The organism is uncultured Albimonas sp. (assembly GCF_963977235.1).
Lineage (GTDB): Bacteria > Pseudomonadota > Alphaproteobacteria > Rhodobacterales > Rhodobacteraceae > Albimonas.
Genome location: NZ_CAXBOD010000004.1, coordinates 112597 through 136543 on the forward strand (window position 1 = coordinate 112597; position 23947 = coordinate 136543).

20 protein-coding genes are annotated in these 23947 nt (G+C 73.6%); 17 read left to right on the plus strand and 3 right to left on the minus strand.

Going from position 1 to position 23947, the window contains the following annotated elements:
* Positions 1-21: 21 nt before the first annotated feature.
* From AAC134_RS05175 to AAC134_RS05185, 3 genes are all read left to right on the plus strand, one after another.
* Positions 22-1650 (plus strand): VWA domain-containing protein, encoded by a 1629-nt coding sequence (locus AAC134_RS05175; protein WP_339947994.1) that lies wholly within the window; start codon positions 22-24, stop codon positions 1648-1650.
* Complete coding sequence (locus AAC134_RS05180) at positions 1647-3092, plus strand: hypothetical protein (RefSeq protein ID WP_339947995.1); 1446 nt, start codon at positions 1647-1649, stop codon at positions 3090-3092. Before AAC134_RS05175 ends, AAC134_RS05180 begins: the two co-directional genes overlap by 4 nt.
* 140 nt (positions 3093-3232) lie before the next feature.
* Positions 3233-4090 carry an SMP-30/gluconolactonase/LRE family protein gene (locus tag AAC134_RS05185; protein ID WP_339947996.1) on the plus strand — a complete coding sequence of 286 codons (858 nt, stop codon included), beginning with the start codon at positions 3233-3235 and terminating at the stop codon, positions 4088-4090.
* 135 nt (positions 4091-4225) lie between these two features.
* Here the strand turns inward: AAC134_RS05185 and AAC134_RS05190 are convergent, their stop codons facing one another.
* Positions 4226-5215, minus strand: coding sequence for an alpha/beta hydrolase fold domain-containing protein (locus AAC134_RS05190; RefSeq protein ID WP_339947997.1), 990 nt, complete (start codon positions 5213-5215; stop codon positions 4226-4228).
* Between the two features lie 165 nt (positions 5216-5380).
* Complete coding sequence (locus AAC134_RS05195) at positions 5381-7153, minus strand: alpha/beta fold hydrolase (protein ID WP_339947998.1); 1773 nt, start codon at positions 7151-7153, stop codon at positions 5381-5383.
* 428 nt (positions 7154-7581) lie between these two features.
* Between AAC134_RS05195 and AAC134_RS05200 the strand changes: the two genes are divergently transcribed.
* From AAC134_RS05200 to AAC134_RS05220, 5 genes are all read left to right on the plus strand, one after another.
* Positions 7582-8574 carry an MDR family oxidoreductase gene (locus AAC134_RS05200; protein WP_339947999.1) on the plus strand — a complete coding sequence of 331 codons (993 nt, stop codon included), beginning with the start codon at positions 7582-7584 and terminating at the stop codon, positions 8572-8574.
* Positions 8575-8659: 85 nt separating this feature from the next.
* Entirely contained in the window at positions 8660-9235 is a 576-nt protein-coding gene (locus AAC134_RS05205) for a peroxidase-related enzyme (RefSeq protein ID WP_339948000.1), read from the plus strand.
* Between the two features lie 11 nt (positions 9236-9246).
* On the plus strand, positions 9247-9615 hold the full coding sequence (locus tag AAC134_RS05210) for a carboxymuconolactone decarboxylase family protein (RefSeq protein ID WP_339948001.1): 369 nt from the start codon (positions 9247-9249) through the stop codon (positions 9613-9615).
* 88 nt (positions 9616-9703) lie between these two features.
* Positions 9704-10663, plus strand: coding sequence for an AEC family transporter (locus tag AAC134_RS05215; RefSeq protein WP_339948002.1), 960 nt, complete (start codon positions 9704-9706; stop codon positions 10661-10663).
* Entirely contained in the window at positions 10660-11304 is a 645-nt protein-coding gene (locus tag AAC134_RS05220) for a TetR/AcrR family transcriptional regulator (RefSeq protein ID WP_339948003.1), read from the plus strand. The genes AAC134_RS05215 and AAC134_RS05220 overlap by 4 nt, the downstream gene beginning before the upstream one ends.
* 7 nt (positions 11305-11311) lie before the next feature.
* Here AAC134_RS05220 and AAC134_RS05225 read toward each other — a convergent pair whose 3' ends face one another.
* A complete protein-coding gene (locus AAC134_RS05225) occupies positions 11312-12322 on the minus strand; it encodes a LacI family DNA-binding transcriptional regulator (RefSeq protein ID WP_339948004.1) in 1011 nt (336 codons plus the stop codon).
* A gap of 272 nt (positions 12323-12594) precedes the next feature.
* Here AAC134_RS05225 and AAC134_RS05230 point away from each other — a divergent pair, with 272 nt between their 5' ends.
* The 9 genes from AAC134_RS05230 to AAC134_RS05270 all read left to right on the plus strand — a co-directional run bounded on the left by AAC134_RS05230 (position 12595) and on the right by AAC134_RS05270 (position 23814).
* Entirely contained in the window at positions 12595-13611 is a 1017-nt protein-coding gene (locus AAC134_RS05230; protein WP_339948005.1) for a TRAP transporter substrate-binding protein, read from the plus strand.
* A gap of 109 nt (positions 13612-13720) precedes the next feature.
* Complete coding sequence (locus AAC134_RS05235; protein WP_339948006.1) at positions 13721-14311, plus strand: TRAP transporter small permease subunit; 591 nt, start codon at positions 13721-13723, stop codon at positions 14309-14311.
* 28 nt (positions 14312-14339) lie between these two features.
* Positions 14340-15656 (plus strand): TRAP transporter large permease subunit, encoded by a 1317-nt coding sequence (locus AAC134_RS05240; RefSeq protein WP_339948007.1) that lies wholly within the window; start codon positions 14340-14342, stop codon positions 15654-15656.
* Positions 15657-16865, plus strand: coding sequence for a mandelate racemase/muconate lactonizing enzyme family protein (locus AAC134_RS05245; protein ID WP_339948008.1), 1209 nt, complete (start codon positions 15657-15659; stop codon positions 16863-16865).
* 11 nt (positions 16866-16876) lie between these two features.
* Entirely contained in the window at positions 16877-18667 is a 1791-nt protein-coding gene (locus tag AAC134_RS05250; protein WP_339948009.1) for an IlvD/Edd family dehydratase, read from the plus strand.
* A gap of 288 nt (positions 18668-18955) precedes the next feature.
* Complete coding sequence (locus AAC134_RS05255; RefSeq protein ID WP_339948010.1) at positions 18956-19888, plus strand: 2-dehydro-3-deoxygalactonokinase; 933 nt, start codon at positions 18956-18958, stop codon at positions 19886-19888.
* Positions 19885-20520 (plus strand): 2-dehydro-3-deoxy-6-phosphogalactonate aldolase, encoded by a 636-nt coding sequence (locus AAC134_RS05260; protein ID WP_339948011.1) that lies wholly within the window; start codon positions 19885-19887, stop codon positions 20518-20520. Before AAC134_RS05255 ends, AAC134_RS05260 begins: the two co-directional genes overlap by 4 nt.
* Positions 20520-21431, plus strand: coding sequence for a sugar kinase (locus AAC134_RS05265; protein ID WP_339948012.1), 912 nt, complete (start codon positions 20520-20522; stop codon positions 21429-21431). Before AAC134_RS05260 ends, AAC134_RS05265 begins: the two co-directional genes overlap by 1 nt.
* 103 nt (positions 21432-21534) lie before the next feature.
* Positions 21535-23814, plus strand: a complete 2280-nt coding sequence (locus tag AAC134_RS05270; protein WP_339948013.1) for a xanthine dehydrogenase family protein molybdopterin-binding subunit — start codon at positions 21535-21537, stop codon at positions 23812-23814.
* Positions 23815-23947: the final 133 nt, after the last annotated feature.

A 23947-nucleotide genomic window follows, 5' to 3' on the forward strand; every position in this document is an offset into this window, starting at 1 on the left:
CTCTCGCCACCGGGGCCCGGCATGAGCCTCGATGCGCTCGCCCTCGCCGCCGAGGCGTTCCGTTTCCTGCGCCCGCTGTGGCTGCTGGCGCTGCCGGTCATCGTGCTGCTGTGGGCGGCCGTGCGCCGCGCCCATGCCAGGCCCCGGCCGGCGGCGGCGCGCATCGCGCCCCACCTGCACGCGGCCCTGACGCTCGACGCGGCCCGCAGGCGGCGCCCGCAGCCCATCGACGGCGTGGCGCTGGCGCTGATCTGCTGCGCGCTGGGCGCGGCCGGACCCGCCTGGACCCGCGCCGCCGACCCGTTCGCCGCCCAGTCGGCGCCGGCGGTGGTGGTGCTGAAGGTCACGCCCTCGATGCTGGGGACCGACCTCGCGCCCTCCCGGCTCGAGCGCGGGCAGCAGAAGATCCGCGACTTCCTCGACCTTCGCGCCGGCGCCCGCACGGCGCTGATCGCCTATGCGGGGTCGGCCCATGTGGTGATCCCGATGACCGAGGACGCGGGCGTCATCGCGCCCTACCTCGCCGCCCTCTCGCCCGGGGCGATGCCGCGCGAGGGCGACGCGGCCGCCGAGGCGCTGGCGCTGGCCGCCTCCCTCCTCTCGGCCGAGGCGGGCGCCGCGCCGGGCGCCCCGCCCCCCGGCGGCGTGCTGCTGGTGGCCGACGCGGTGGCGCCGGGCGAGGTCGAGGCGCTGAATGACGCCGCAGCCAGACTCGCGGTCCTCTCGGCGCTGCCGGAGGGCAGCCGCGACCGCGGGCTCGACGCGCTCTCGGCCCCGGTGATCGCGATCTCGCCCGACGACGCCGACATCGCCCGCATCGACGGGCTGCTGAACGCCGCCTGGGCGCGCGCGCAGCTTGGCGACGAGAGCCGCCCCTGGGAGGATCGCGGCCGCTGGCTGGCCTGGCCGGCGGCGCTCCTGACGCTGATCTGGTTCCGCCGCGGCTGGACCATGCGCTGGGCCGCCCTGGCCCTGGCCCTGGCGCTGGCCGCCCCCGGCGCGCCCCGCGCGCAGGACGGCTCGCGCGACGTGCGCGCGGCCGCGAGCGTCGAGCCGCCGGGGCCGTTCGAGCTCGGCGCCCCGCTCGCCGGCTGGTTCCTGACCCCCGACCAGCAGGGCGACATCGCCGTGCGCCGGCGCCAGTTCGACCGGGCCGCCGCGCTCTACGCCGATCCCTACCGACGAGCCTGGGCCCAGTATCGCGACGGCCAGTATGGCGCCGCAGCCGCGGCGCTGGCCGCGCTCGACACCGCGCAGGCGGCCTTTCTGCAGGGGCTCGCCTCGATCCGCGCGCGCGCCTATCGCGACGGGGTCCGCGCCTTCCAGACGGCGCTCGACCGCGACCCGGACTTCCCGGGCGCGGCCGAGAACCTCGATCTCGCCCGCCGCATCGTCGCCTATGTCGAGGATCAGCAGGAGGCGTCCGACACCGGCGACCAGCCCGATCTCGGCGCCGACGAGGTCGCCTATGACAACGAGGAAGACCGCGGACAGGAGATCCAGGCGCCCCGGGAGGACCAGGAGGGCGAGGGCCGCCTGCTGACCGCCGAGCAGTGGATGCGCACCGTCGACACCCGCCCGGCCGAGTTCCTGCGCCAGCGCTTCGCCCTCGAAGCCTCCCGCGCCCAGCCCCCCGGAGGCGGCGAATGACGGCCCTCGCCCGCCTCCGCGCCCCGGCGCCGGAGCGCCGCCGCAGCGCGCCCCCCGGCGCGCGGCCGGCGGACGACGGCCGGCCCCTGCCTGTTCCGACGCCCGCGCCCCTCCGGGCCCGCGCCGCCCGGCGGCTCCGGGGCGCGCTCGCCCACCTGCTGGCCGCCGGTCTCGCGGCGCTTCTCCCCGCCGCCGCGCCCGCCCAGACCGCCGCCGACGCCCCTCGCCTGACGGTGGAGTTCGAGACGGACGAGACCCTGCCCGGCCAGCCCCTGACCCTGCGCATGACCCTGCTGGTCCCCACCTTCCTGCCCGAGCCCCCGGTCTGGCCCAGCTTCGACGCGCCCAACCTGCGCGTGCGCCTGCCCTCGCGCGCCACCGGCCCGGTCAGCGGCCGGGTCGAAGGGCAGACCTGGTCGGGCCTCTCGCGGCGCTGGCAGATCGCGCCGCTGGCGCCGGGCGCCTACACCCTCCCCGCCTCGCAGATCGCCGTCACCTGGGCCGATCCCGACGCCCCCGGCGGCGCCCCCCTGCGCACGACCCTGACCACCCCCGCCATCGACTTCCGCGCCATCGTGCCCGAGGGGGCCGAGGACCTTTCCCCCTTCATCGCCGCCGCCGACCTGACGCTGGAGCGCAGGATCGAGGGCGAGCCGCAGGGGATGACCGCGGGCGAGGCCCTCTCGGTCACGCTGACCGCGACGATCGAGGGAGCCTCGCCGATGCTGCTGCCCCCGCTCGCGCCGCCGCCCGCGATCGAGGGGCTCGCCGCCTATCCCGACGAGCCCGAGCTGGTCGAGACGCAGGCGCGCGGCCGCCTCTCGGGAACCCGGACCGAGCGCATCTCCCTGCTTGCCCAGGGCGGCGGCGCGGGCGAGCTGCCGGCCCTCGCCCTGCGCTGGTGGGACATCGACGAGGCAAGGGTGAAGACCGCCGAGGTCCCGGCTGTCGCGATCTCGGTCGAGGGTCCGCCCGCCGCCTCCGCCGCCGCGCCCGATCCCGCCGCGCGTCTGCGCCTGGCGCTGTGGGTCGGGGCGGGGGTGGCGGCGGCGCTGCTGGCCCTGTGGCTCGCCCGGCGGGCGGCGCCGCCCCTGCGCCGGGGCCTTGCTGCGCGCCGCGCCGCCCGGCTCGCCTCCGCCGCCCACGCCTGGGCGGGCCTGCAGGCCGCCCTGCGCGCCCGCGACGCCGCCGCCCTGCGCCCGGCGCTGGACCTGTGGGCGAGCCGCGTCGCGGGCGACCCGAGGCAGGCGCCCGCGGTGCAGTCCGCCCTTCTCGCGCTCGGCGCCGCGCGCTATGCGCCCGCGCCCACGGGCGACGCGTCGGCCTGGCGCGCGCTGGCCGCGGCGCTTGCCGAGGCCCGCCGCCGCCATCCGCCGCGCGAGGCCTCCCGGAGCCACGGCCCCGGGGTCCGCCACCTGCCCCCGCTCAATCCCGTCGGCTGAGCCGCCCCGCGGGCGAGGCCGGCGTGCCGACGAAGCCTCGCCGCCCCCCCGCCCTCCGGCTGCCCCTCAGGCGCGCAAGGCGCTTGCCCCCTCCGCCTCTCGCCGACAGACTTGCCGGCAAACAAGGGAGGAGGACCCCGATGACCCGCAGGACGCAGATCCTGGCCGACGACCTCTGCTTTGGAGAGGGCCCGCGCTGGCATGACGGACGGTTGTGGCTGTCGGACATGCACGACCAGAAGGTGCTCGCCATCGCCCCCGACGGAACCCGGGAGGTGATGCTGACGCTCGAGGACCGGCCCAGCGGCCTCGGCTGGCTGCCCGACGGCGACCTGCTGGTGGTGGCGATGACCTCCCGCCGGCTGCTGCGGGCGGGGGGCGGCCGGATCTCGGTCCATGCCGAGCTGTGGGACCTCGCCGACCACCATTGCAACGACCTGGTGGTGATGGCCGACGGCACGGCGTTCGTGGGCAACTTCGGCTTCGACCTCGAGGCGATGCTGCGCGGCGAGGCGGAGCCCGCTCCCACCCCCCTGATCCGCGTCGCCCCCGACGGCGCCGCCGAGCGGGTGGGCGAACCCCTCCACTTCCCCAACGGCATGGCGATCACCCCCGACAACAGGACCCTGATCGTGGGCGAGACGCAGGGCGGGCGTCTCTCGGCCTATGACCTCGGTCCGGGCGGCGCGCTGTCGAACTTCCGCACCTGGTCGGCGCCCGAGGGCCTGCGCCCCGACGGCATCTGCCTGGACGCCGAGGGCGCGGTCTGGGTCGCCTCCCCCCGCCGCGGCGCCTGCGTGCGCGTGGCCGAGGGCGGCCGGGTGCTCGACGAGATCCCCGTGGAAACCGAGGCCTACGCCTGCATGCTGGGCGGCGAGGACGGCCGCACCCTGCACATCCTCACCGCCGTGAACCACGACCGCGAGGACACCCGCCGCCGCCGCGCCGGCCGGGTCGAGACGGTCCTTGTGGACGCCCCCCGCGCAGGCCTCCCCTGATCGGGCGAGGGCGGGGCGCCGCGAGGCCTCGCCGCTCCCCGCCCTCGCCCCGGAGCCCCGCCGGCAGCGGGGTCGGCGGGCGGGCGTCCCGTCCGCGAAGCGGGCGGCAGAGCCGCTCCGCCGACCCGCGAACGCTCACCCCGCCCCGCCCCCCGCGCGAACCGGCGCCGCCGCGCCAGGCAATCCCACGGCGCGATCCGCCGCGCCAGGCGATCCCACGGCGCGGTCCCCCGCGCCAGGCGCCCCCACGGCGCGTTCGAGGAACGCCATGATCTCCTCGATCAGCACCGGTCGCGCGCCGCCCTCGATCGGCGCGCTCGCCGGATAGAAATGCCCATGGCCGGGGACACGCGCCGAAACACAGGGCAACCCGGCCCCGGCCAGCGCCGCATGCAGCCCAGGCGCGGCGTCGCGGATCGCGGGCAGGTCGTCCTCGGCGGTGACCAGCAACACCGGGAAGGCCGCGCCCCCCGCCTCGCGATGCGCGCGCGCGAACCCCTCGGGCGCCGCGCCCGACAGGCAGATCACCCCGGCCGGATCGATGTCATGGGTCAGCGCCGCGCTGATCGCCAGCCGCGCCCCGGCCGAGAACCCGCCCAGCACGATCCGCGAGGGATCCACCCCGTGCCGCCGCGCCGCTCCGGCAAGGTATCGATAGGCCGCGGTCACGTCGTCGATGCCGCCCTCGATGGCCTCGCGCATCTCCTCCGGCCCGATCGGCGCCAACCCCAGCATCCCGCGCACCACCTGGATCCGATCCAGGTTCGCCTCGCCCGCCGTCATCGCCTGCGTGGGCCCCGGGTCCGGCCGCAGCTGCGCCAGTCGATAGCTCAGCGAGGCCGCCACATAGCCCTGACCCGCGAGCATCCGGCAATACTCGGCCATTGCGGTGCTGCGCCGGCCCGCCTCGTCCGCGAACCCGTCGTCCTGGCGCGAGCCGCGGTGGAACGCCCCGCCGAAGGCCAGCAGCACCGCCGCCCGCCCGCCGTCGGGCGCAGGCCCCGCGGGACGATACAGGTCCAGTTCCAGCGCGACGCTCTCGGGCGCCGCGCCGTCCCGGCGCAGGGCGTGGCCGTAGACGATATCGGGCTCGACGACGACCTCGTGGCGGGGAGAGAGCGGCATGGCGGGCTCCTTTGCGGCGACGGGAAGGCCCGAGCCTGCGGGATCCCCGCCCCGCACGCCACCGGTTTCGCCTCGCCGGCGCGCTGTCTTGCGTCGACCGCGACCGAGGCATGTCGATCCGCCACGGGCCTCCGCCGCGCCGCGCGCGGCGCATCGAAACGCGCCCTACGCCCCGTGCTCGGCCAGGAACTGGGCGACCGTCTCCAGCGCGCCCTGCCAGGCGGGCTCGCGGTCGACAAGGATGTGATTTCTGCTCTCGACCGGCACGAAGCAGGCGCCGGGAATGCCGCGCGCCACCGCGCGCGCCATCTCCAGCGGGATGCGCTGGTCGTCGCGCGCATGCAGCACGATCGTGGGCGCCTGCACCTGCGCCAGCCGCTCGCGCACGTCGATCCACCCGAACGCGTCCTGGAAGCGCGCCGCGTTGCAGGGCGAGGCGGTCAAACGCTGGAACTCGTCGAACCAGGCCAGCTCCTCATGCGTCGCGTCGGGCATGAAGGTCTGCGAGAAGATGTGCCGGTAGGCGGGGTTGTCGGTGCCCCAGCCCACCTCGGTCAACTGGCGCACGGCCTCGCGCCGGGCCTGCTCCTCCGCGCTCGCGTCCAGCCGCCAGCCCGCCGCATAGCTGCCGAACAGGATCAGCGCCGAGACCCGCTCGGGGTGACGCACGGCATACTCGATCGACACCGCCGCCCCCTGGGAGATCCCCAGCAGCGGAAAGCGCTCCAGCCCGAGGTGGTCGGCCACCGCCTCGAGGTCGGTGACGAACGCCTCGAAGCTCAGGTCGTCCACGTCCCAGTCCGAGAGGCCGCAGCCCCGCTCGTCATAGCGGATGAAGGTGCGCAGCCGCGCGATCTCGGCGAAGGTGCGTCCCCAGATCGGGCTGCCCCAGTCGTATTCCAGGTGATTGAGCCAGTTCGCGGCCTTCAGCATCGGCGGCCCCGAACCCACGCTCGCCCAGGCGATCTTCACCCGGTCCGAGGTGTCGCAGAAGCCGATCCGCTGGGCCCGCAGCGCGCGCGAGCGCGCCCGCGCTCCCGGCCGCCGCCCCGGTCCCGTGGCGACCAGCGGCGCCGCGGCGGCGTCCGCGGCCCGCCGGGCCGCCACCGCCGCCCGTCGCGCCGCCGAGGCGTCGCGCCCCCCCGGGGAGAGCAGCCCCGATGCGCCCTGACTCGAGGCGACGGCGTTCGAGGACGCCCCAGGCGAAACCGCAGCGCCGGACGTCCCCGATCCGCGCACCGTTCCGCTCAGCGGTATGGCGCCCGGCGCCCCGCCCGTCCCGCCCTCGCCGAAACCGGTCGCGCGCTCGCCAAAGCCGGTCACGCGCTCGCGCCGGGGCCGCTGCGCCTGCGCGCGCTCGTGCCGCTCGGCCCCCGCCGGGTCGGCCTCGCGCCACAGCCGCATCCACTTGTCCGCCGCCAGCCCCGACGTCTCGGGATGCAGGGCCAGCCGGCGCAGCAGTTCGACCCGCGCGGCGCCGGCATCCTCCCGCTCGGCCGCAAGCCAGGCGTCGAACCCCTCGACCCCGGCCCCGTCGAGCCCGTCGAACGGCGTCTCGTCCAGACTGCGGGCCATGTCCTCGAGCCTCGCCAGAGGCGCCCCCTCATCGGGCGCGCGCAGCAGGGCGTGGATCTCCAGCAGATCGACGCAGACCCGCTCGCCGTCGAAGCGCACCCGCTCCCGGTCGGCGACGATGCGCGGGCGGTCCGGCGCGTCGACCACCGGGCGCAGCTTGCTCAGCGACCAGCGAAGGGCGGCGCGAGGGTCGTCGGGCAGGTTCCAGAACAGCTCGCACAGGCGCTCGCGCCGATGCGGGCGCCCGGTCGCCACCAGCAGCGCCAGCAACGCGCGGGCCTTGCGCGAGGCGGGAAGCGGCGCCGTCACGCCCCCGGCTTCCACCCGGAGCTCGCCCAGCAAAGAGATCTTGAGATCCGTCAACGCCCGGCCGCTCCCCCAACCGTTGAACCTTCCAATGGTCAGTTAGGGATACCACCGCGGTCTCGCGCGCCGCAACGCCTCCGCGCATGTCATGCAGCGCGGGTTCATCGCCCCGCGCTTTTTATGGCTTCCCCGCCAAGGCCACCTCCCACATCCCCTTGCCGACAGGGCCCGATCGCCTCGCCGAACCGGGACGACGCGCCCCCCGCGCCCTGACGCCCGCCCCCTGACGTCGCGCCCCGCGACGGGGTCGGCGGGCGGGCGTCCCGTCCGCGCAGCGGGCGGCAGAGCCGTCCCGCCGGCCCGCCCCGAACCCCGCCCTTGTTTTTAGGAGACGCCCGGTCTAATCCTTGCCGCAACCGCGCGGACCGCCCCCGGACCCTCCCGGCGGCCGGCCCTGACAGGCCCCGACAGGCAAGGAGACCCCGATGTTCGACGCCATCCTCATCGACAAGTCCGACGACGCCCAGACCGTCAAGCTGACCCAGGTGGACGACGCCGACCTGCCCGAGGGCGACGTGACCGTCCGCATCGCCGCCTCGACCCTCAACTACAAGGACGCGCTCGCCATCACCGGCAAGAGCCCGGTGGTCCGCAAGTTCCCCATGGTCCCCGGCATCGACTTCTCCGGCGTGGTCGAGGACTCCGCCTCCCCCGACTGGAAGCCCGGCGATCGCGTCGTGCTCAACGGCTGGGGCGTGGGCGAGACTCACTGGGGCGGCCTCGCCGGCAAGGCCCGCGTGAAGTCCGAGTGGCTGGTGCCGCTCCCCGAGGCCTTCTCGATGCGCCAGGCCATGGCCATCGGCACCGCGGGCTACACATCGATGCTCTGCGTCATGGCGCTCGAGCGCCAGGGCGTCACCCCCGACAAGGGCCCGATCCTGGTCACCGGCGCGGCCGGCGGCGTCGGCAGCGTGGCCGTCGCCCTGCTCGCCAGGCTCGGCCACGAGGTCCACGCCGTCACCGGCCGCCCCGAGGAATCGGACTACCTCAAGGCGCTGGGCGCTTCCGAGATCCTCGACCGCTCCGAGTTCTCCGAGAAGGGCCGCCCGCTCGGCAAGGAGCGCTGGGCCGGCGCCGTCGACGTGGCCGGCGGCCAGGTGCTCGCCAACGTGCTCTCCCAGATCCGCTACCGCGGCGCGGTCGCGGCCTGCGGTCTGGCCGCCGGCATGGGCCTGCCCGCCTCCGTCGCGCCCTTCATCCTGCGCAACGTGACGCTCGCCGGCGTCGACTCGGTGATGTGCCCCAGGGCCGACCGGATCGAGGCCTGGACCCGTCTCGCCGCCGACCTCGACCCCAGGCTGCTGGACTCGATGACCCACGAGGTCCCGCTCGCCGAGGCGATCCCCACCTGCGACAAGCTCCTCGCCGGCCAGGTCCGCGGCCGCGCCGTGGTGCCGATCGACGCCTCGATCTCCTGAGCCAGCCTGCCCCCGCCCCGGCCCCGCGCCGGGGCGGCCCGCCCCACCGCCCGCGCCCGCCGCGCCACCTTCAGGATCCCGCTCCATGACCGCCGACCTGCCGATCAGCCGCTTTCCCGTCCCCTCCCTCGCCGAGATGCCCGACGACATCCGCGAGCGGATCGAGGCCGTGCAGGAGAAGTCCGGCTTCATCCCCAACGTGTTCCTCGCGCTCGCCCACCGCCCCGACGAGTTCCGCGCCTTCTTCGCCTATCACGACGCGCTGATGGACAAGCCCGGCAACCTCACCAAGGCCGAGCGCGAGATGATCGTGGTCGCCACCTCCAACGTGAACCAGTGCCAGTACTGCGTCGTCGCCCACGGCGCGATCCTCCGGATCCGCGCCAAGGACCCGCTGATCGCCGACCAGGTCGCGGTCAACTACCGCAAGGCCGACATCACCCCCCGCCAGCGGGCGATGCTCGACTTCGCCATGAAGGTCTCCCAGTCCGCGCAGGAGGTCGGCGAGCCCGATTTCGAGACCCTGAAGTCCCACGGCTTCGACGAGGACGACATCTGGGACATCACCGGCATCGCCGCCTTCTTCGCCCTGTCGAACCGGGTGGCCAACGTCTCGGGCATGCGCCCGAACCCCGAGTTCTACGCCATGGGCCGCGGCTGAGGAGAAACGCCATGCTGGTCGACTGGATCTCCTACCTGCGCGAGGGCCGGCGCGCCGGCGCGAAGCTCGCCAAGGCCAACCCCAAGATGGTCGAGGGCTACCAGGCCCTCTCGGCCGGGCAGAACGGCAACGGCGCGCTCGACGCCCGCACGCGGGAGCTGATCGCGCTGGCGGTCGCCGTGACCACCCGCTGCGACACCTGCATCGCGGTCCACGCCCAGCGCGCCCGCGAGGCCGGCGTGACCGAGGCCGAGCTCGCCGACGCCATGGGCACGGCCGTGGCGCTGAACGCCGGCGCCGCCTACAGCTACGCCATGCGCACGCTCGAGGCCTTCGACCAGTTCGGCGAGAAGACCCCCGCCGAGCCGTCCGCCCGGTGACCTCCCCGGCGTCCCTCCGCGCCGCCGCCCCCGGGGCTCCCCGGGGGCGGCCAGGGACACGCGCATCGCCGCGCCGCGGGGCCCGTCGATGATCGGCATGATGATCGTGGCGCTGGCCCCCACCGCCCTGCTGATCGGGCTCGGCCATGTCCTGCGCTGGCGCACCGCGCTCTTGCCCGAGGCGTTCTGGCCGCCGGCCGAGAAGCTCGCCTATTTCGTGCTGCTGCCGGCGCTGATCGTGCACGGGCTGGCGACCGCGGACCTCTCGCAGGTGCCCGTCGGCGCCATGGTCGCGGCCATCGGCCTGCCGCTGCTGGCGACCGGCGGGGCGCTCGCGCTCGCGCGGCGGCCGCTGGGGATCGAGCCGGCGGCCTTCACCTCGGTCTTCCAGGGCGGCGTCAGATTCAACAACTACGTCGGCGTCACCGCCGCGCTGGCGCTGTTCGGGCCGCAGGGGGCGGCCCTCTCGGCCATCGCCATCGCCACCATCGTGCCGACCGCCAACATATTGTGCGTCACGGTCTTCGCCCGCTACGTCCCCGGCGGCGCCTCGGGCGAGGGTAGCGCCGTGGGGCAGGCCAGCCTCCTGCACACGCTCAAGCTGCTGTCGCGCAACCCGCTGATCCTCGCCTGCGCGCTGGGCATCGCGCTGCACGCCTTCCACCTCGGCCTGCCGCCCGGCGTCGAGGGCTTTTTCCGCGCGCTCGGCCAAGCCGCCCTGCCGCTGGGCCTGCTGTGCGTGGGCGCCGCGCTCGATCGCGAGTCGCTCGGCCGCTCGCCGCGGCTCGCCGTCATCGCCTCGGTCGCCAAGTTCGGGGTGCTGCCGCTGCTGACCGCGCTGGGCTGCCTCGCCTTCGGACTGACCGGAGCGCCGGCGATGCTGGCGGTGCTGTTCAACGCCCTGCCGACGGCCTCGTCCTCCTATGTGCTCGCCCGCCAGCTCGGCGGCGACGCGCCGCTGATGGCGAGCCTGGTGGCCACCCAGACCGTGATCGCGGCGGTGACCGTGCCGCTCGCGATGCTCGCCGCCCAGGCGCTGTTCGCATGACCGGAACGCCCGAGCCCCCCCGCCGCCGCGGCCGCCCGCCGCGCGACCAAGCCCGCCAGACGCAGGCGCGCGACAAGCTCCTGCGCGCGGGCGTCGCGATGCTGACCGAGCGGAGCTTTGGCGCCGTGGGTCTCGACGAGGTTCTCTCGGCGGTGGGCGTGCCCAAGGGCAGCTTCTACCACTACTTCGGCTCCAAGGCCGACTTCGGCCTGGCGCTGATCGAGGCCTACGCCGCGTATTTCGCCCGGAAGCTCGACCGCTGGTTCCTCGATGAGAGCCTGACGCCGCTGGCCCGCCTGCGCGCCTTCGTCGAGGACGCCCGCGCCGGCATGGAGCGCCACCACTGGCGCCGCGGCTGCCTCGTGGGCAATCTCGGCCAGGAGATCGGGACCCTCCCCGAGTCGTTCCGCGACGCGCTTCGCGCCGTGCTCGCCGACTGGGAGGCGCGCACCGCCCGCCTGCTGGAGGCCGCCCGCGCCGCCGGCGAGATCGCGCCCTCGGCCGACCCCGCCCGCCTCGCCCTGCACTTCTGGATCGGGTGGGAGGGGGCGGTCCTGCGCGCGAAGCTCGAGCAGGGGCCCGACCCGCTCGACCGCTTCGCGGAGGGCTTCCTCGAGATGATCGAGCGTCCCGGGGCCTGAGCCGCGCTCAGCGCCGGGTGCTGTCGCGCTCGATCAGCTCGAAGCCGAGGTCCACGTTCATCTCCGCCGGCCGGCGCCCGGCGATGCGCTCGACCAGCATCTCGATGCCCAGCCGCCCCATCTGGTAGCGCCGCGTCTGCACCGAGGTGATCGAGGGCACGGCCGCGGCCATCATCTCGAGGTCGTTGAACCCCATGATCCCGAAGTCCCGCGGCACCGCGATCCCGCGCGCCTGACACTCGAACAGCGCGCCCAGCGCCAGGTCGTCGTTGGCGCAGAACAGCGCGTCGAGCCCCGGTTCGGCGTCGATCAGCTGCGCGGCGAGCCTGCGCCCCATCGCGGCCGAGGACGGCTGGGGCGAGATCGCCTCGAGCCACGGCAACCCCGCTTCGTCGAGCGCGGCGCGCCAGCCCTCCCGCCGGCGCATCAGGCGGGGGTCCATGCGCGCGCCCAGCACCCCGATGCGTCGGTAGCCGCGGCTCAGCAGATGGCGCACCGCCGCCTGCGCCGCGTCGAAATGCGAGAACCCCAGGATCATGTCGATCGGGTCGGCGCCCTTCTCCATGATCTGCACGATGGGAAAGCCGGCGCGCTCCAGCAGGGCGCGGGTGGCGGGGGTCTGGTCGATGCCGGTCAGCAGCATCGCCGCCGGCCGCTGCGAGGCGAACAGCGGCGCCAGGCGCGCCTCCTCCTCGGGGTCGTAGCGGGTGTTGCCGATCTGGATCTGGAAGCCGGTGTCGGCCACCCCGTCGTAGATGCCCTGCAGCACGTCGGCGTAGACGTTGTTGGTCAGGCTCGGCAGGATCACCCCGATCACGTCCGAGCGGCCCGAGGCGAGGATCCGCGCCTGCGGGTCGGGCACGTAGTTCAGCTCGGCCACCGCCGCCGCGATCCGCTCGCGCGTGGCGGGCGAGACCTGGTCGGGTCGGCGCAGCGCGCGCGACACGGTGATCGCCCCCACGCCGGCCAGCGCCGCCACGTCGGCGAGCGTCGGGCGGCCCGAGCGTCGCTGGCTCATTCCCCCCTCCTTCGCGCCGCCGCGTCCATCTCCGCTTCCCTCCCCGCCGCTCGTCCAGAGCGGGTTCGACCATCCTGCTCATCGCCCTAGCTTTGTCGACAGACGCCGTCGCCGCGGCGAAAGCCGGGGTCATTGACAGCATGACAGCGCTATCATAGCGTCATGACAGCGCTGTCACAAGGAAGTTGACGCGTGATTCCCGCGGTCAGGAAGGGCCGGGGGGACGCCGGTCCGTCGGCCCGGTGCCGAGGATCCCAAGGGAGGACATCGAGATGATGTGGATGAAAGCCGCGCTTGCGGCGAGCTCGATCGCGCTGATCGCCGGCTCGGCGGCGGCGCAGGAATATTCGTTCCGGTTCCAGTCCAGCGACCCGGCCGGCAACCCGAACTTCGTGATGCAGCAGAAGTGGACCGAGATCGTCGCCGAGAAGACCGACGGCGCCATCGAGATCGAGCTTCTGCCCGTGGAATCCCTCGTCGCCCACAACGAGACGCAGGACGCGATCGCGGCCGGCATCCTCGACGGGCACATCACCGACGTCTCCTACTTCGCGGGCAAGGACCCGGCCTTCGGCCTGATCGCGAACCCCGTCGGCGCCTATTCCGACCCCCAGGAGATGTTCGACTTCATCTACGAAGGCGGCGGCATGGAGCTGATGCGCGAGCTCGAGGCCCCCTACGGCCTGCAGTTCATCGGCCCGACCTCGCCCGGCCTCGAGGCCTTCGTCTCCAAGGTCCCGCTCGAGGGGGTCGCCGACCTGCAGGGCCTGAAGCTGCGCGCCCCCGAGGGGCTGGTGCAGAACGTCTTCGCCGCGGCCGGCGCGGCGCCGGTGAACCTGCCGGGCTCGGAGGTCTTCACCTCGCTCGACAAGGGCGTGATCGAGGCGGCCGACTACAACGTCTTCTCGACCAACCAGGCCCAGGGCCTGCATGACGTCGCCACCCACCCCGTCTATCCCGGCTTCCACTCCCTGCCGCTGATCGAGATCTCGATGAGCAAGGCCAAGTGGGACGAGCTGTCGCCCGAGCTGCAGACCGCGCTCGAGGAGTCGGTCAAGGAATTCGGCCAGCTCCAGACCGCCACGGTCAAGGAGAAGGACGAGGAGGCGGTCGCCGCCGCCAAGGCCGGCGGCAAGATCACCGTCCACGACTGGTCCGCCGAGGAGCGCGCCAAGTTCCGCGAGATCGCGATGGGCGAGTGGGAGAAGGTCGCCGCCCGTTCCGAGAACGCCCAGAAGGTCTACGACACGCTCGTGGCCTATCTGAAGGACAAGGGTCTCATGAACTGAGACCGGATCGCGGGGGCCTTGGCCCCCGCCTTTCGTTCCGCCCCTCCCGCGACGCGCAGCCCCTGGCCGCGACGCCCGTCCCTTCGCCTGTCACGCGGAGCCTGAGCCCATGACCGAGACCCATCCGCCCGACTCCTCCCCCGAACTGCCGGCGGTCGAGGAATTCGGCGCGATCCCCGAGGCCGGTCGGCTCGGACGCTGGATCGACCGCGGCGGCCTGCTGTTCGCCGCCGGCATCGTCGTGTCGATGCTGGTGCTGATCCAGGAAGTGTTCCTGCGCTACGTGTTCAACTCGCCCACCATCTGGGCGCATGAGACGACGGTGTTCCTGTGCGGGGCGGCGTTCATCTACGGCGGGCTCTACTGCGCCGCCCATGACCGCCACATCCGCGTGGTGCTGATCTACGACGCCCTGCCCGAGCGGGTGCGCCGCGGCCTGAACGTCGCGATCTCGGCGATCTGCGCGCTGGCCTCGGGCATGTTCTGCTGGGCGGCCTGGGTGATGGTCTCCCGCGCGGCGTTCTCGCCCGACGGCTCGGTGCGGCTCGAGCGCTCGGGCTCGGCCTGGGATCCGGTCTACCCGGCCCTGATCAAGATTTTCCTGATGCTGGTGATGGGCCTGATGGCGATCCAGTTCCTGATCCTGGCGTGGGGCTACCTGCGCGGGACCCGCTCTGTCGGCACGAAGGTGCGCACGTGATTAAGATCTTCTCGAAGGGGCGCGCGTGATGGATTTCTTCGGCTCCTTCCAGGCGCTGGGCGTCGAGGGCGGCACCGCCCTGATGTTCGCGATGATGATGGCGCTGCTGCTGACCGGCATCCCGCTGGCCTTCGTCACCCTGCTGGTGGCGCTGGTCTTCGCGCTGGGCTGGTTCGGCCCGATGGCGGTGCCGCTGATCACGTCGCGGGTCTATTCCTTCGTCAGCAGTTTCGTCTTCGTCTCGGTGCCGATGTTCGTGCTGATGGCCGCGATCCTCGACCGATCGGGCATCGCGAGGGACCTGTTCGACGCGATGAAGCTGGTCGGCGGGCGCCTGCGCGGCGGCGTCGCCATCCAGACCCTGATCGTGGCCGTGATCCTGGCGGCCATGTCGGGCATCATCGGCGGCGAGATCGTGCTGCTGGGCCTGCTCGCCCTGCCCCAGATGCTGCGGCTGGGCTATGACAAGCACCTCGCCATCGGCGTGGTGTGCGCGGGCGGGGCGCTGGGCACGATGGTGCCGCCCTCGATCGTGCTCATTCTCTACGGCCTGACCGCCAACGTCTCGATCGGGGACCTGTTCACCTCGTCGTTCCTGCCGGGGCTGATGCTGGCCGGGTTCTACGTGATCTATGTGCTGATCCGCGCCTACCTGAACCCCGCCGTCGCCCCGATCCTGGAGCAAAACGAGGTTCCCCGCGCCGAGAAGCTGCGCCTGCTCAAGGGCCTGGTGCTGCCGATCCTGGTGGTGGCCTGCGTGCTGGGCTCGATCTACGGCGGCGTCGCCTCGGTGACCGAGGCCTCGGCCGTGGGCGTGATGGGGGTGCTGCTCTCGACCGTGATCCGGGGCGAGTTCACCTTCGGGCTGCTGCAGGGCGCGGCCATGCAGACCCTGCGCACGGTTGGCATGATCGTGTGGATCGGCATCGGCGCCTCGGCGCTGGTGGGGGTGTTCAACCTGATGGGCGGCATCAAGTTCGTGACCGAGCTGATCACCGGCATCTCGGACAACCGGCTTTATATCCTGCTGTTCATGATGCTGATCCTGTTCGTGCTGGGCATGTTCCTGGACTGGACCGGCATCGCGCTGCTGACCATGCCGATCTTCGTGCCGATCATCACCGGGCTGGGTTATGACCCGGTGTGGTTCGGCGTGGTGTTCTGCATGAACATGCAGGTCAGCTTCCTGTCGCCCCCCTTCGGACCCGCGGCCTTCTACCTGAAATCGGTGGCGCCGCCGGACATCAGCCTCGGGACCATCTTCAAGGCGCTGCTGCCCTTCATCGGCATGCAGATCCTGGCGCTGGCCGTGCTGATCGCCTTCCCCGGCATCACGGGGCGCTGAATGTTCTCGCATCTCAAGATCGCCCGCGTCGAAACCCTGCGCCTGAAGGAGTTCGCGAACCTCCTCTGGGTGAAGATCACCGCCGACGACGGCACGGTGGGCCTGGGCGAGAGCTTCTTCGGCGCCTCGGCGCTCGAGGCCTATATCCACGACTGGTGCGCGCCCCTGCTGCTGGGGCGCGACCCGCTGGCCATCCCCGCGCGGATGACCGAGCTGCGCGACTACATCGGCTGGCGCGGCGCAGGCGTGGAAACCCGCGCCCTCTCGGCCATCGACATCGCGCTCTGGGACCTGAAGTCCAAGGTCCACGGCGTGCCGCTGGTCGAGATGCTGGGCGGCCGCGCGCGGGCCTCGATCCGCACCTACAACACCTGCGCCGGCTACCGCTATGTGCGGTCCGCCGAGGGTCAGAAGGTCGCCAACTGGAACACGACGGCCGCCGAGGGCCCCTACGAGGACCTCGACGCCTTCCTGCACCGCGCCGACGAGCTGGCCCTGTCGCTGAAGGAGCAGGGCATCTCGGCGATGAAGATCTGGCCCTTCGACCCGGCCGCAGAGCGCTCGGGCGGCTGGGACATCACGCCCTCCGAGCTGCGCACCGCGCTGGAGCCCTTTGAAAAAATCCGCTCGGCGGTGGGCGAGGACATGGACATCATGGTCGAGTTCCACTCGCTGTGGTCCCCGCCCATGGCCCGCCGCCTGTCCCGCGCGCTGAAGCCCTATGACACCTACTGGCACGAGGACCCGTTCCGGCTCGAGAACCTCTCCGACCTGAAGGAATACGGCCGCCACACCGACGCGCTGATCTGCGCCTCGGAAACCCTGCCCTCGATCCACGCCTTCCGCGAGTATCTCGAGACCGGAGTGGCCGGCGTCGCGATGCTCGACCTCGGCTGGTGCGGCGGCGTCTCCTCGGCGCGCAAGATCGCGGGCATGGCCGAGGCCTACGGCGTGCCCATCGCGCCCCACGACTGCACCGGCCCGGTGGTCTACGCCTCGTCGTGCCACCTGTCGCTGCACGCGCCCAACACCCTGATCCAGGAGTCGGTGCGCGCCTTCTACACCGGCTGGCACCTCGAGGTGGCCGAAGCGGTCCCCACCCCCGTGCAGGGCATGATCGACGTCTCCGACGCGCCGGGCCACGGCGTCGTCCTTCGGGCTGGTCTCGAGGACCGCCCCGACGCCATCCTGCGCACATCCACGAACTGAGGAACGGACCCATGACCGAAGCGCCCAAGAAGCTCCGCTCCCGCGCCTGGTTCGACAATCCCGACGATCCGGGCATGACCGCGCTCTACCTCGAGCGCTACCTGAACTACGGCCTCACGCGCGAGGAGCTGCAGTCGGGCAAGCCGATCATCGGCATCGCCCAGACCGGCTCCGACCTCAGCCCCTGCAACCGCCCGCTGATGGAGCATGCCAGGCGCGTCCGCGAGGGCATCCGCGAGGCGGGGGGCATCTGCATCGAGTTCCCGGTCCACCCGATCCAGGAGACCGGCAAGCGCCCCACCGCCTCGCTCGACCGCAACCTCGCCTATCTCGGGCTGGTCGAGGTGCTCTACGGCTATCCGCTCGACGGCGTGGTTCTGACCATCGGCTGCGACAAGACCACCCCGGCCTGCCTGATGGCCGCCGCCACGGTGGACATCCCCGCCATCGCGCTGTCCGGCGGGCCGATGCTGAACGGCTGGCACAAGGGCAAGCGGGCGGGCAGCGGCTCGATCATCTGGCTGGCGCGCGAGATGCTGGCCCGCGGAGAGATCGACTACGAGGGGTTCATGGAGATGGCCGCCGCCTCCGCCCCCTCGCCGGGGTGGTGCAACACGATGGGCACCGCGACCACGATGAACTCTCTGGCCGAGGCGCTCGGCATGTCGCTCCCCGGCTGCGCCGCGATCCCCGCCCCGCATCGTGAGCGGGCGCAGATCGCCTACCAGACCGGCAAGCGCATCGTGGACATGGTGCGCGAGGACCTCAAGCCCTCCGACATCCTCACCCGGGAGGCGTTCGAGAACGCCATCGCCGTCAGCTCGGCGATCGGCGGCTCGACCAACGCCCCCATCCACATCGCGGCCATCGCCCGCCACGCGGGCGTCGAGCTGGACCTGCAGGAGTGGGAGCGCATCGGCCGGAACATCCCCCTGCTGGTGAACCTGCAGCCCGCGGGCGAATATCTGGCCGAGGATTTCCACCGCGCCGGCGGCGTCCCCGCCGTGATCGGCGCGATGATGGAAAAGGGCCTGATCCGCGAGGGCGCGATCACCTGCTCGGGGCGCAGCATCGGCGAGAACTGCAAGGGCCGCCTGCCCGAGGACGCCGACGTGATCCGCGGCTTCGACAACCCCATCCAGAAAGCCGCCGGCTTCCGGGTGATGCGCGGCAACCTGTTCGACAGCGCGATCATGAAGACCTCGACGATCTCGCCGGACTTCCGGGCGCGCTATCTCTCGAACCCCGACGACCCCGAGGCGTTCGTGGGCCGCGCCATCGTCTTCGACGGGCCCGAGGACTACCACCACCGCATCGACGACCCGTCCTTGCAGATCGACGCCGACTGCATCCTGTTCATGCGCGGCGCCGGCCCCATCGGCTATCCCGGCGCGGCCGAGGTGGTGAACATGCGCGCCCCCGACTACCTGCTCAAGAAGGGCATCCGGGAGCTGCCCTGCATCGGCGACGGCCGCCAGTCGGGCACCTCCGGCTCCCCCTCGATCCTCAACGCCTCGCCCGAGGCGGCGGCGAACGGGCCGCTGGCGCTGCTGCGCACGGGGGACCGGGTGCGGGTGGACCTCAACACCGGCTCGGTCGACGCGCTGGTCTCGGAGCCCGACTGGGCGATGCGCAAGGCCGACCTCGAGGCCGCGGGCGGCTACGCCTACCCCGACCACCAGACCCCGTGGCAGGAGATCCAGCGCGGCTGCGTCGACCAGCTCGGCGCCGGCATGGTCCTGAAACCGGCGGTGAAATACCAGCGCATCGCCTCCAAGGGGATGCCGCGCGACAACCACTGAGGCGCGCGCCGCTCTCGCCGCCGCCTCCGCCACAGGCGCGCCCCCCGGGCTTGACCCGGGGCCTCGCGCCGCCCGCCACGCCGCGCCCCGGCAGGGTTTCGGGCCGCGGCGCTCATCCCTCGCCGCGCCCCCCCGGGATCGCGGCCTTGCCACGGGCGGCCCCGCCTCGACTCCGGGCGCCGCCCCGCCTGGCCCCCGTCCCACAGCGGGGGCCAGGCCATCGACCGCGAGAGACCCCGGGTCAGGCCCGGGGCCCTCCCCACCGACCCGAGCGCGAAGCGACCCCCGATGCCCGACGCCCACCGCCCCGCGACCCTCATCGCCCTCGACTGGGGCACCTCCTCGCTGCGCGCCTACCTGCTGGACGACGCGGGCGGGGTGCGCGACCACCGCGAAAGCCCCCACGGCATCCGCGCCCTGCCCGAGGGCGGTTTTCCGGCGGCCTTCGCCGAGGCCGTCCACGGCTGGCCCGAGGCGCTCCCGGTCCTGATGTCGGGCATGATCGGCGCCCGCTCCGGCTGGCGCGAGGCGCCCTATGCCGAGATCGGCCCGCAGGGCGTCGGCCCGGAGGAGCTGGCCGCCGACCTGACCGATATCGCCGACCTGACCGGCCGCCCCGCCTGGATCGTCCCCGGCGTCGCCGCCCGCGGCCCCTCCGGCCCCGACGTGATGCGCGGGGAGGAGACGCAGGTCGTGGGCGCCGGCCTCTCGGGCGGCACGGTGGCGCTGCCCGGCACCCACTCCAAATGGGTCGAGATCCGCGAGGGCCGCATCGCCGGCTTCCGCACCTCGATGACCGGGGAGCTTTACGCCGCCCTCTCGCGCCACACGATCCTGGCCGACACGCTCTCGCCTCCCGCCGATGCGGCCGAGGACGCGGCGGGCTTCGCCGAGGGGCTGGCGGCGGCCCGCGCGCTGGAGGCGCCGGGCGACCTGCTGGGCGCCTTCTTCTCGATCCGCGCCCGGGCGCTGTTCGCCGAGCTTTCCCCCGGCAGCACCGGCCCCTTCCTCTCGGGCCTGCTGATCGGGGCCGAGATCGCGGCCAACGCCGGGGCAGACTCCGGCCCGGTCCGCCTGATCGCCAACGCCGCGCTCGCCGCCCGCTACGCCACCGCGCTGACCGCGTGGGGGCGCGAGTCGCAGACGCTGCCCCCCGACATCGCCGCCGCCGGCCTCCACGCCCTCGCCCGCGCGGCCCGCCTGACCGGAGACGCAACATGATCGACCTCGACGCCGCGCTCGACCGCCTGCCGCTGCTCGCCATCCTGCGCGGCATCGCCCCGCCCGAGGCCCGCCCCGTCGGCGACGCGCTGGTTTCGGCCGGGTTCTCGATCCTCGAGGCGCCGCTGAACTCGCCCGAGCCCTACGACACCATCCGCCAGCTCGCCGAGGCCCATGGCGATACCTGCCTGATCGGCGCCGGCACCGTGCTGACGCCCGAGCAGGTGCAGCGCACCGCCGACGCCGGCGGGCGGATCGTCGTCTCGCCGAACTTCAACGCCGAGGTGGTGCGGGCGACCAAGCGGCTGGGGATGATCTCCTGCCCCGGCGTGTTCACCCCGTCCGAGGCCTTCGCCGCGCTCGACGCCGGCGCCGACTGCCTGAAGATCTTCCCCGGCGACGCCATCGCGCCGAAGTTCATCAAGGCGATCCGCGCGGTCCTGCCCGCCTCGGCCCGCATCGTGGTCACGGGCGGCGTGGGCGCGGCGAACCTCGCCGAGTTCATGGAGGCCGGCGCCGACGGGGCGGGCATCGGCTCGGCCCTCTACAAGCCCGGCCGCCCGGCCGCCGAGGTCGGCGAGGTCGCCGCCCGGCTCGTCGTCGCCGTGCGCGCCGCGCGCGAGGCCGCGTGATGGGCCTCGACCTCCTCTGCCTCGGCGAACCGCTGGTCGAGTTCAACGAGACCGAGCCCGGCCGGTGGCTGGAGGGGTTCGGCGGCGACGTGTCCAATGTGGCGATCGCGGCGGCCCGCCTCGGCGCCCGCTCGGGCGTGGCGAGCCGGCTGGGCACGGACGGGTTCGGCGACGCCCTGGCCCGGCTGTGGGCCGCCGAAGGAGTCGACGCCTCGGCCGTGGCGCGGGACCCCGAAGCGCCAACCGGCCTCTATTTCGTGCGCCACGGACCCGAGGGCCATGAATTCGAATACCGCCGCGCCGGCTCGGCCGCCGCCCGGATGACGCCGGCCGACCTGCCGCTGTCGGCGATCCGCGCGGCGCGCTGCCTGCACCTCTCGGGCATCAGCCAGGCGATCTCCCCCTCCGCCGCCGAGGCGGGGTTCGCGGCGATCGAGGCCGCCCGCGCCGCCGGCGTCCCCGTCTCCTACGACCCCAACCTGCGCCTGCGCCTGTGGTCGCTGGAGGACGCGCGCGAGACCATCCACGCCGCCATGGCCAGGGTCGACATCGCGCTGCCGGGCCTCGACGACGCGCGCAAGCTGACCGGGCGGGAGGCGCCCGAGGCGATCTGCGACTTCTACCTCGACCTCGGCGCAAGGGTCGTCGCCCTGACGATGGGATCCGAGGGGGTGATGGTCGCCACGGCTGAGACCCGCGTCTCGATCCCCGCCCGCAAGGCCGAGGCCGTCGACGCCACCGGCGCCGGCGACTGCTTCGACGGCGCCTTCCTGACCCGCTGGCTCGAGACCGGCGACGCCGAGGCCTCGGCCCGCTTCGCCTCCGCCGCGGCCTCCCTCTCGGTCGAGGGCTGGGGCGCCGTCGCTCCCCTGCCCCGCCGCGCGGCCGTCGAGGCGATGCTGGGCGCCTGACGCGCCCCCGCGACCCTGCGTCCGGTCCCGCACGGGGCGCCTTTCTTCGCCTCCCGGTTCCGGTTCATATGTCCGGACCAAAACAGCGAGGAGAGGGCGGGCGATGACCTACCAGGGACGACGCGAGGATCCGCGGCTGACCACCGGCCAGGGGCGCTACACCGACGACGTCTCGCTGCCCGGGCAGCTGCACGCGGTGTTCCTGCGCTCGGATCACGCCCACGGCCGGATCGAGACGCTGACCCTCGACGCGGCGCGCGAGGCGCCGGGGGTGCGCCTCGTCCTCACTCAGGACGACATCGCCGCGGCGGGCTGGCGGCGGACCGCGGCGGCCATGCCCTTCCCCGGCTTCGACGGCCCGCTGCTGGCGCCCGAATCCGCCGTCTTCGCCTATGACCGCGTCCGCCACGTCGGAGAGCCGCTGGCCGTGGTGATCGCCGACAGCGTCGCCCAGGGCCGCGACGCGCTGGAACTGGCCGAGGTCGAGATCGACCCCCTGCCCGCCGTCATCGACCCCGCCGGCGCGCTGGCCGAGGGCGCGCCCCAGCTGCACGACGCGATCCCCGGCAACCGGCCGTTCGAGTATCGCTTCGGCGACCCCGAGGCCGTCGCCGCCGCCTTCGCGACCGCCGCCCACCGCGTGCGTCTGGCCATGACCTCCGAGCGGGTGGTCCCCAACCCGATGGAGCCCAAGGCCGCCGTGGTGTCCTGGACGGACGGCGTGCTCGACCTGCACGCGCCCAGCCAGGGCATGCAGGGCCTGCGCGACGCGCTGGTCTTCGCCACCGGCCTGCCGCCCGAGCAGGTCCGCGTCTTCGCGCAGGACGTCGGCGGCGCCTTTGGCGTGCGCGCCGACGCCTATCCCGAATACCTCGCCATCGCGCTCGCCTCGCGCATGCTCGGGCGGCCGGTGAAATGGCTCTCGACCCGCTCCGAGACCATGGTCAGCGACTACATGGGCCGCGGCATCGTGATGGAGGCCGAGCTGGCGCTCGACGCCGAGGGGCGGTTCCTGGCGCTGAGCCACGACTGGATCGCCGATCTGGGCTCGCATCCCGGGACTTCGGGGCCGTTCACCTCGGTGATGAACGCCGCCGTGATGGCGACCGGCGCCTACCGGATCCCGGCCATCGACGGGCGCGTGCGCCTGTGCGTGACCAACAAGACCCAGCTTGCCGCCTATCGCGGCGCCGCCCGGCCCGAAATGGCCTACGCGGTCGAGCGGCTGGTGGACGAGGCCGCGCGCCAGACCGGCCTCGACCGCGTCGCCCTGCGCCGGCTGAACGCGATCCCCGCCGACGCCTACCCCTACCCGATCCCCACCGCGCCGATGCCCAGCGCCTACGACAGCGGCGACCTGCCCCGGCTGCTGGAGCAGGGGCTGGCCCTCTCGGACTGGGACGGGTTTCCCGCCCGTCGCGCGCAGGCCGAGGCCGCGGGCCTGTTGCGCGGCATCGGCTGCGCGCTGTTCGTCGAGCCCTCGGGCGGGGTGCTGCCTTCGGACGAGGCGGCGATCACCTTCGAGGCGGACGGCACGGTGCTGCTGCATGAGCTCGCCGTGGCCTCCGGCCAGGGCCATGAGACGGTGTTCCCCGAGCTGGTCGCCCAGCGCCTCGAGATCGAGCCGGCGCTGATCAGCCTCAGCCTGCAGCGCAACAGCGGGCCGGCGACCAAGGGCGCGGGCGCGTTCGGCTCGCGCACGCTGATGTCCCAGGGCTCGGTGCTGGTCGAGTGCTCGCGCCAGGCCGTCGCAAAGGCCCGCGAGATCGCCGCGCGGGAGCTCGACGTCGCGCCCGACGACCTCGACTACGCGGACGGCGCGTTCCGCTCGCGCGCCTCGAACCGCACGCTGGGTCTGATGGAGATCGCGGCCGCCCATCCCGGCGCGCTCGACACGACGGTCGAGCTGCCGAGCCCGCGCAACTTCCCCTCCGGCCTGCATGTGGCCGAGGTCGAGATCGACCCCGAGACCGGCGTCGCCCGGATCGAGCGCTACGCCGCGCTCGACGATTGCGGCGTGGTGGTGAACGGCACGCTGGTGGCCGGGCAGGTCTGGGGCGGGCTGATGCAGGGCCTGGGCCAGGTCTTCGGCGAGCGCTGCGTCTATGACGAGGACGGCCAGTTCCTGACCGCGACCTTCATGGACTACTACATGCCGCGGGCGGACCTGCTGCCGGGCGCGACGGCGCTCGACAACCTCGAGATCCCCTCCCCGACCAACGAGCTGGGCGCCAAGGGCGTGGGCGAGGCCGGCACGATCGGCGCCCTTCCCGCGGTGATGAACGCGATTCTGGACGCCCTCGCGCCGCGCGGGGTCGCGCGTTTCGACATGCCCGCCACCCCCCACCGCGTCTGGCAGGCCCTCCAGGACGCCGCCGCCTGAGAGGCCGTTCCCGGGGCTGGCGGCGAGAGGCCCCGGGTCGGGCCCGGGGCGCGCACCGGCTCGACCCTCTCGCGGCGCCCCTGGCGGATCCTGGCCGCCGGGGGGAGGTCCGGGCGCCTCGCCCGCCGGCCCG

Coding starts and splice junctions, on each gene's coding strand:
- AAC134_RS05200 (WP_339947999.1), top strand. CDS start 7,582: ATGTTCGACGCCATCCTCATCGACAAGTCCGACGACGCCCAGACCGTC.
- AAC134_RS05265 (WP_339948012.1), top strand. CDS start 20,520: ATGGGCCTCGACCTCCTCTGCCTCGGCGAACCGCTGGTCGAGTTCAAC.
- AAC134_RS05215 (WP_339948002.1), top strand. CDS start 9,704: ATGATCGGCATGATGATCGTGGCGCTGGCCCCCACCGCCCTGCTGATC.
- AAC134_RS05205 (WP_339948000.1), top strand. CDS start 8,660: ATGACCGCCGACCTGCCGATCAGCCGCTTTCCCGTCCCCTCCCTCGCC.
- AAC134_RS05230 (WP_339948005.1), top strand. CDS start 12,595: ATGATGTGGATGAAAGCCGCGCTTGCGGCGAGCTCGATCGCGCTGATC.
- AAC134_RS05260 (WP_339948011.1), top strand. CDS start 19,885: ATGATCGACCTCGACGCCGCGCTCGACCGCCTGCCGCTGCTCGCCATC.
- AAC134_RS05250 (WP_339948009.1), top strand. CDS start 16,877: ATGACCGAAGCGCCCAAGAAGCTCCGCTCCCGCGCCTGGTTCGACAAT.
- AAC134_RS05190 (WP_339947997.1), bottom strand. CDS start 5,215: ATGCCGCTCTCTCCCCGCCACGAGGTCGTCGTCGAGCCCGATATCGTC.
- AAC134_RS05220 (WP_339948003.1), top strand. CDS start 10,660: ATGACCGGAACGCCCGAGCCCCCCCGCCGCCGCGGCCGCCCGCCGCGC.
- AAC134_RS05175 (WP_339947994.1), top strand. CDS start 22: ATGAGCCTCGATGCGCTCGCCCTCGCCGCCGAGGCGTTCCGTTTCCTG.
- AAC134_RS05255 (WP_339948010.1), top strand. CDS start 18,956: ATGCCCGACGCCCACCGCCCCGCGACCCTCATCGCCCTCGACTGGGGC.
- AAC134_RS05240 (WP_339948007.1), top strand. CDS start 14,340: ATGGATTTCTTCGGCTCCTTCCAGGCGCTGGGCGTCGAGGGCGGCACC.
- AAC134_RS05180 (WP_339947995.1), top strand. CDS start 1,647: ATGACGGCCCTCGCCCGCCTCCGCGCCCCGGCGCCGGAGCGCCGCCGC.
- AAC134_RS05210 (WP_339948001.1), top strand. CDS start 9,247: ATGCTGGTCGACTGGATCTCCTACCTGCGCGAGGGCCGGCGCGCCGGC.
- AAC134_RS05245 (WP_339948008.1), top strand. CDS start 15,657: ATGTTCTCGCATCTCAAGATCGCCCGCGTCGAAACCCTGCGCCTGAAG.
- AAC134_RS05225 (WP_339948004.1), bottom strand. CDS start 12,322: ATGAGCCAGCGACGCTCGGGCCGCCCGACGCTCGCCGACGTGGCGGCG.
- AAC134_RS05270 (WP_339948013.1), top strand. CDS start 21,535: ATGACCTACCAGGGACGACGCGAGGATCCGCGGCTGACCACCGGCCAG.
- AAC134_RS05235 (WP_339948006.1), top strand. CDS start 13,721: ATGACCGAGACCCATCCGCCCGACTCCTCCCCCGAACTGCCGGCGGTC.
- AAC134_RS05185 (WP_339947996.1), top strand. CDS start 3,233: ATGACCCGCAGGACGCAGATCCTGGCCGACGACCTCTGCTTTGGAGAG.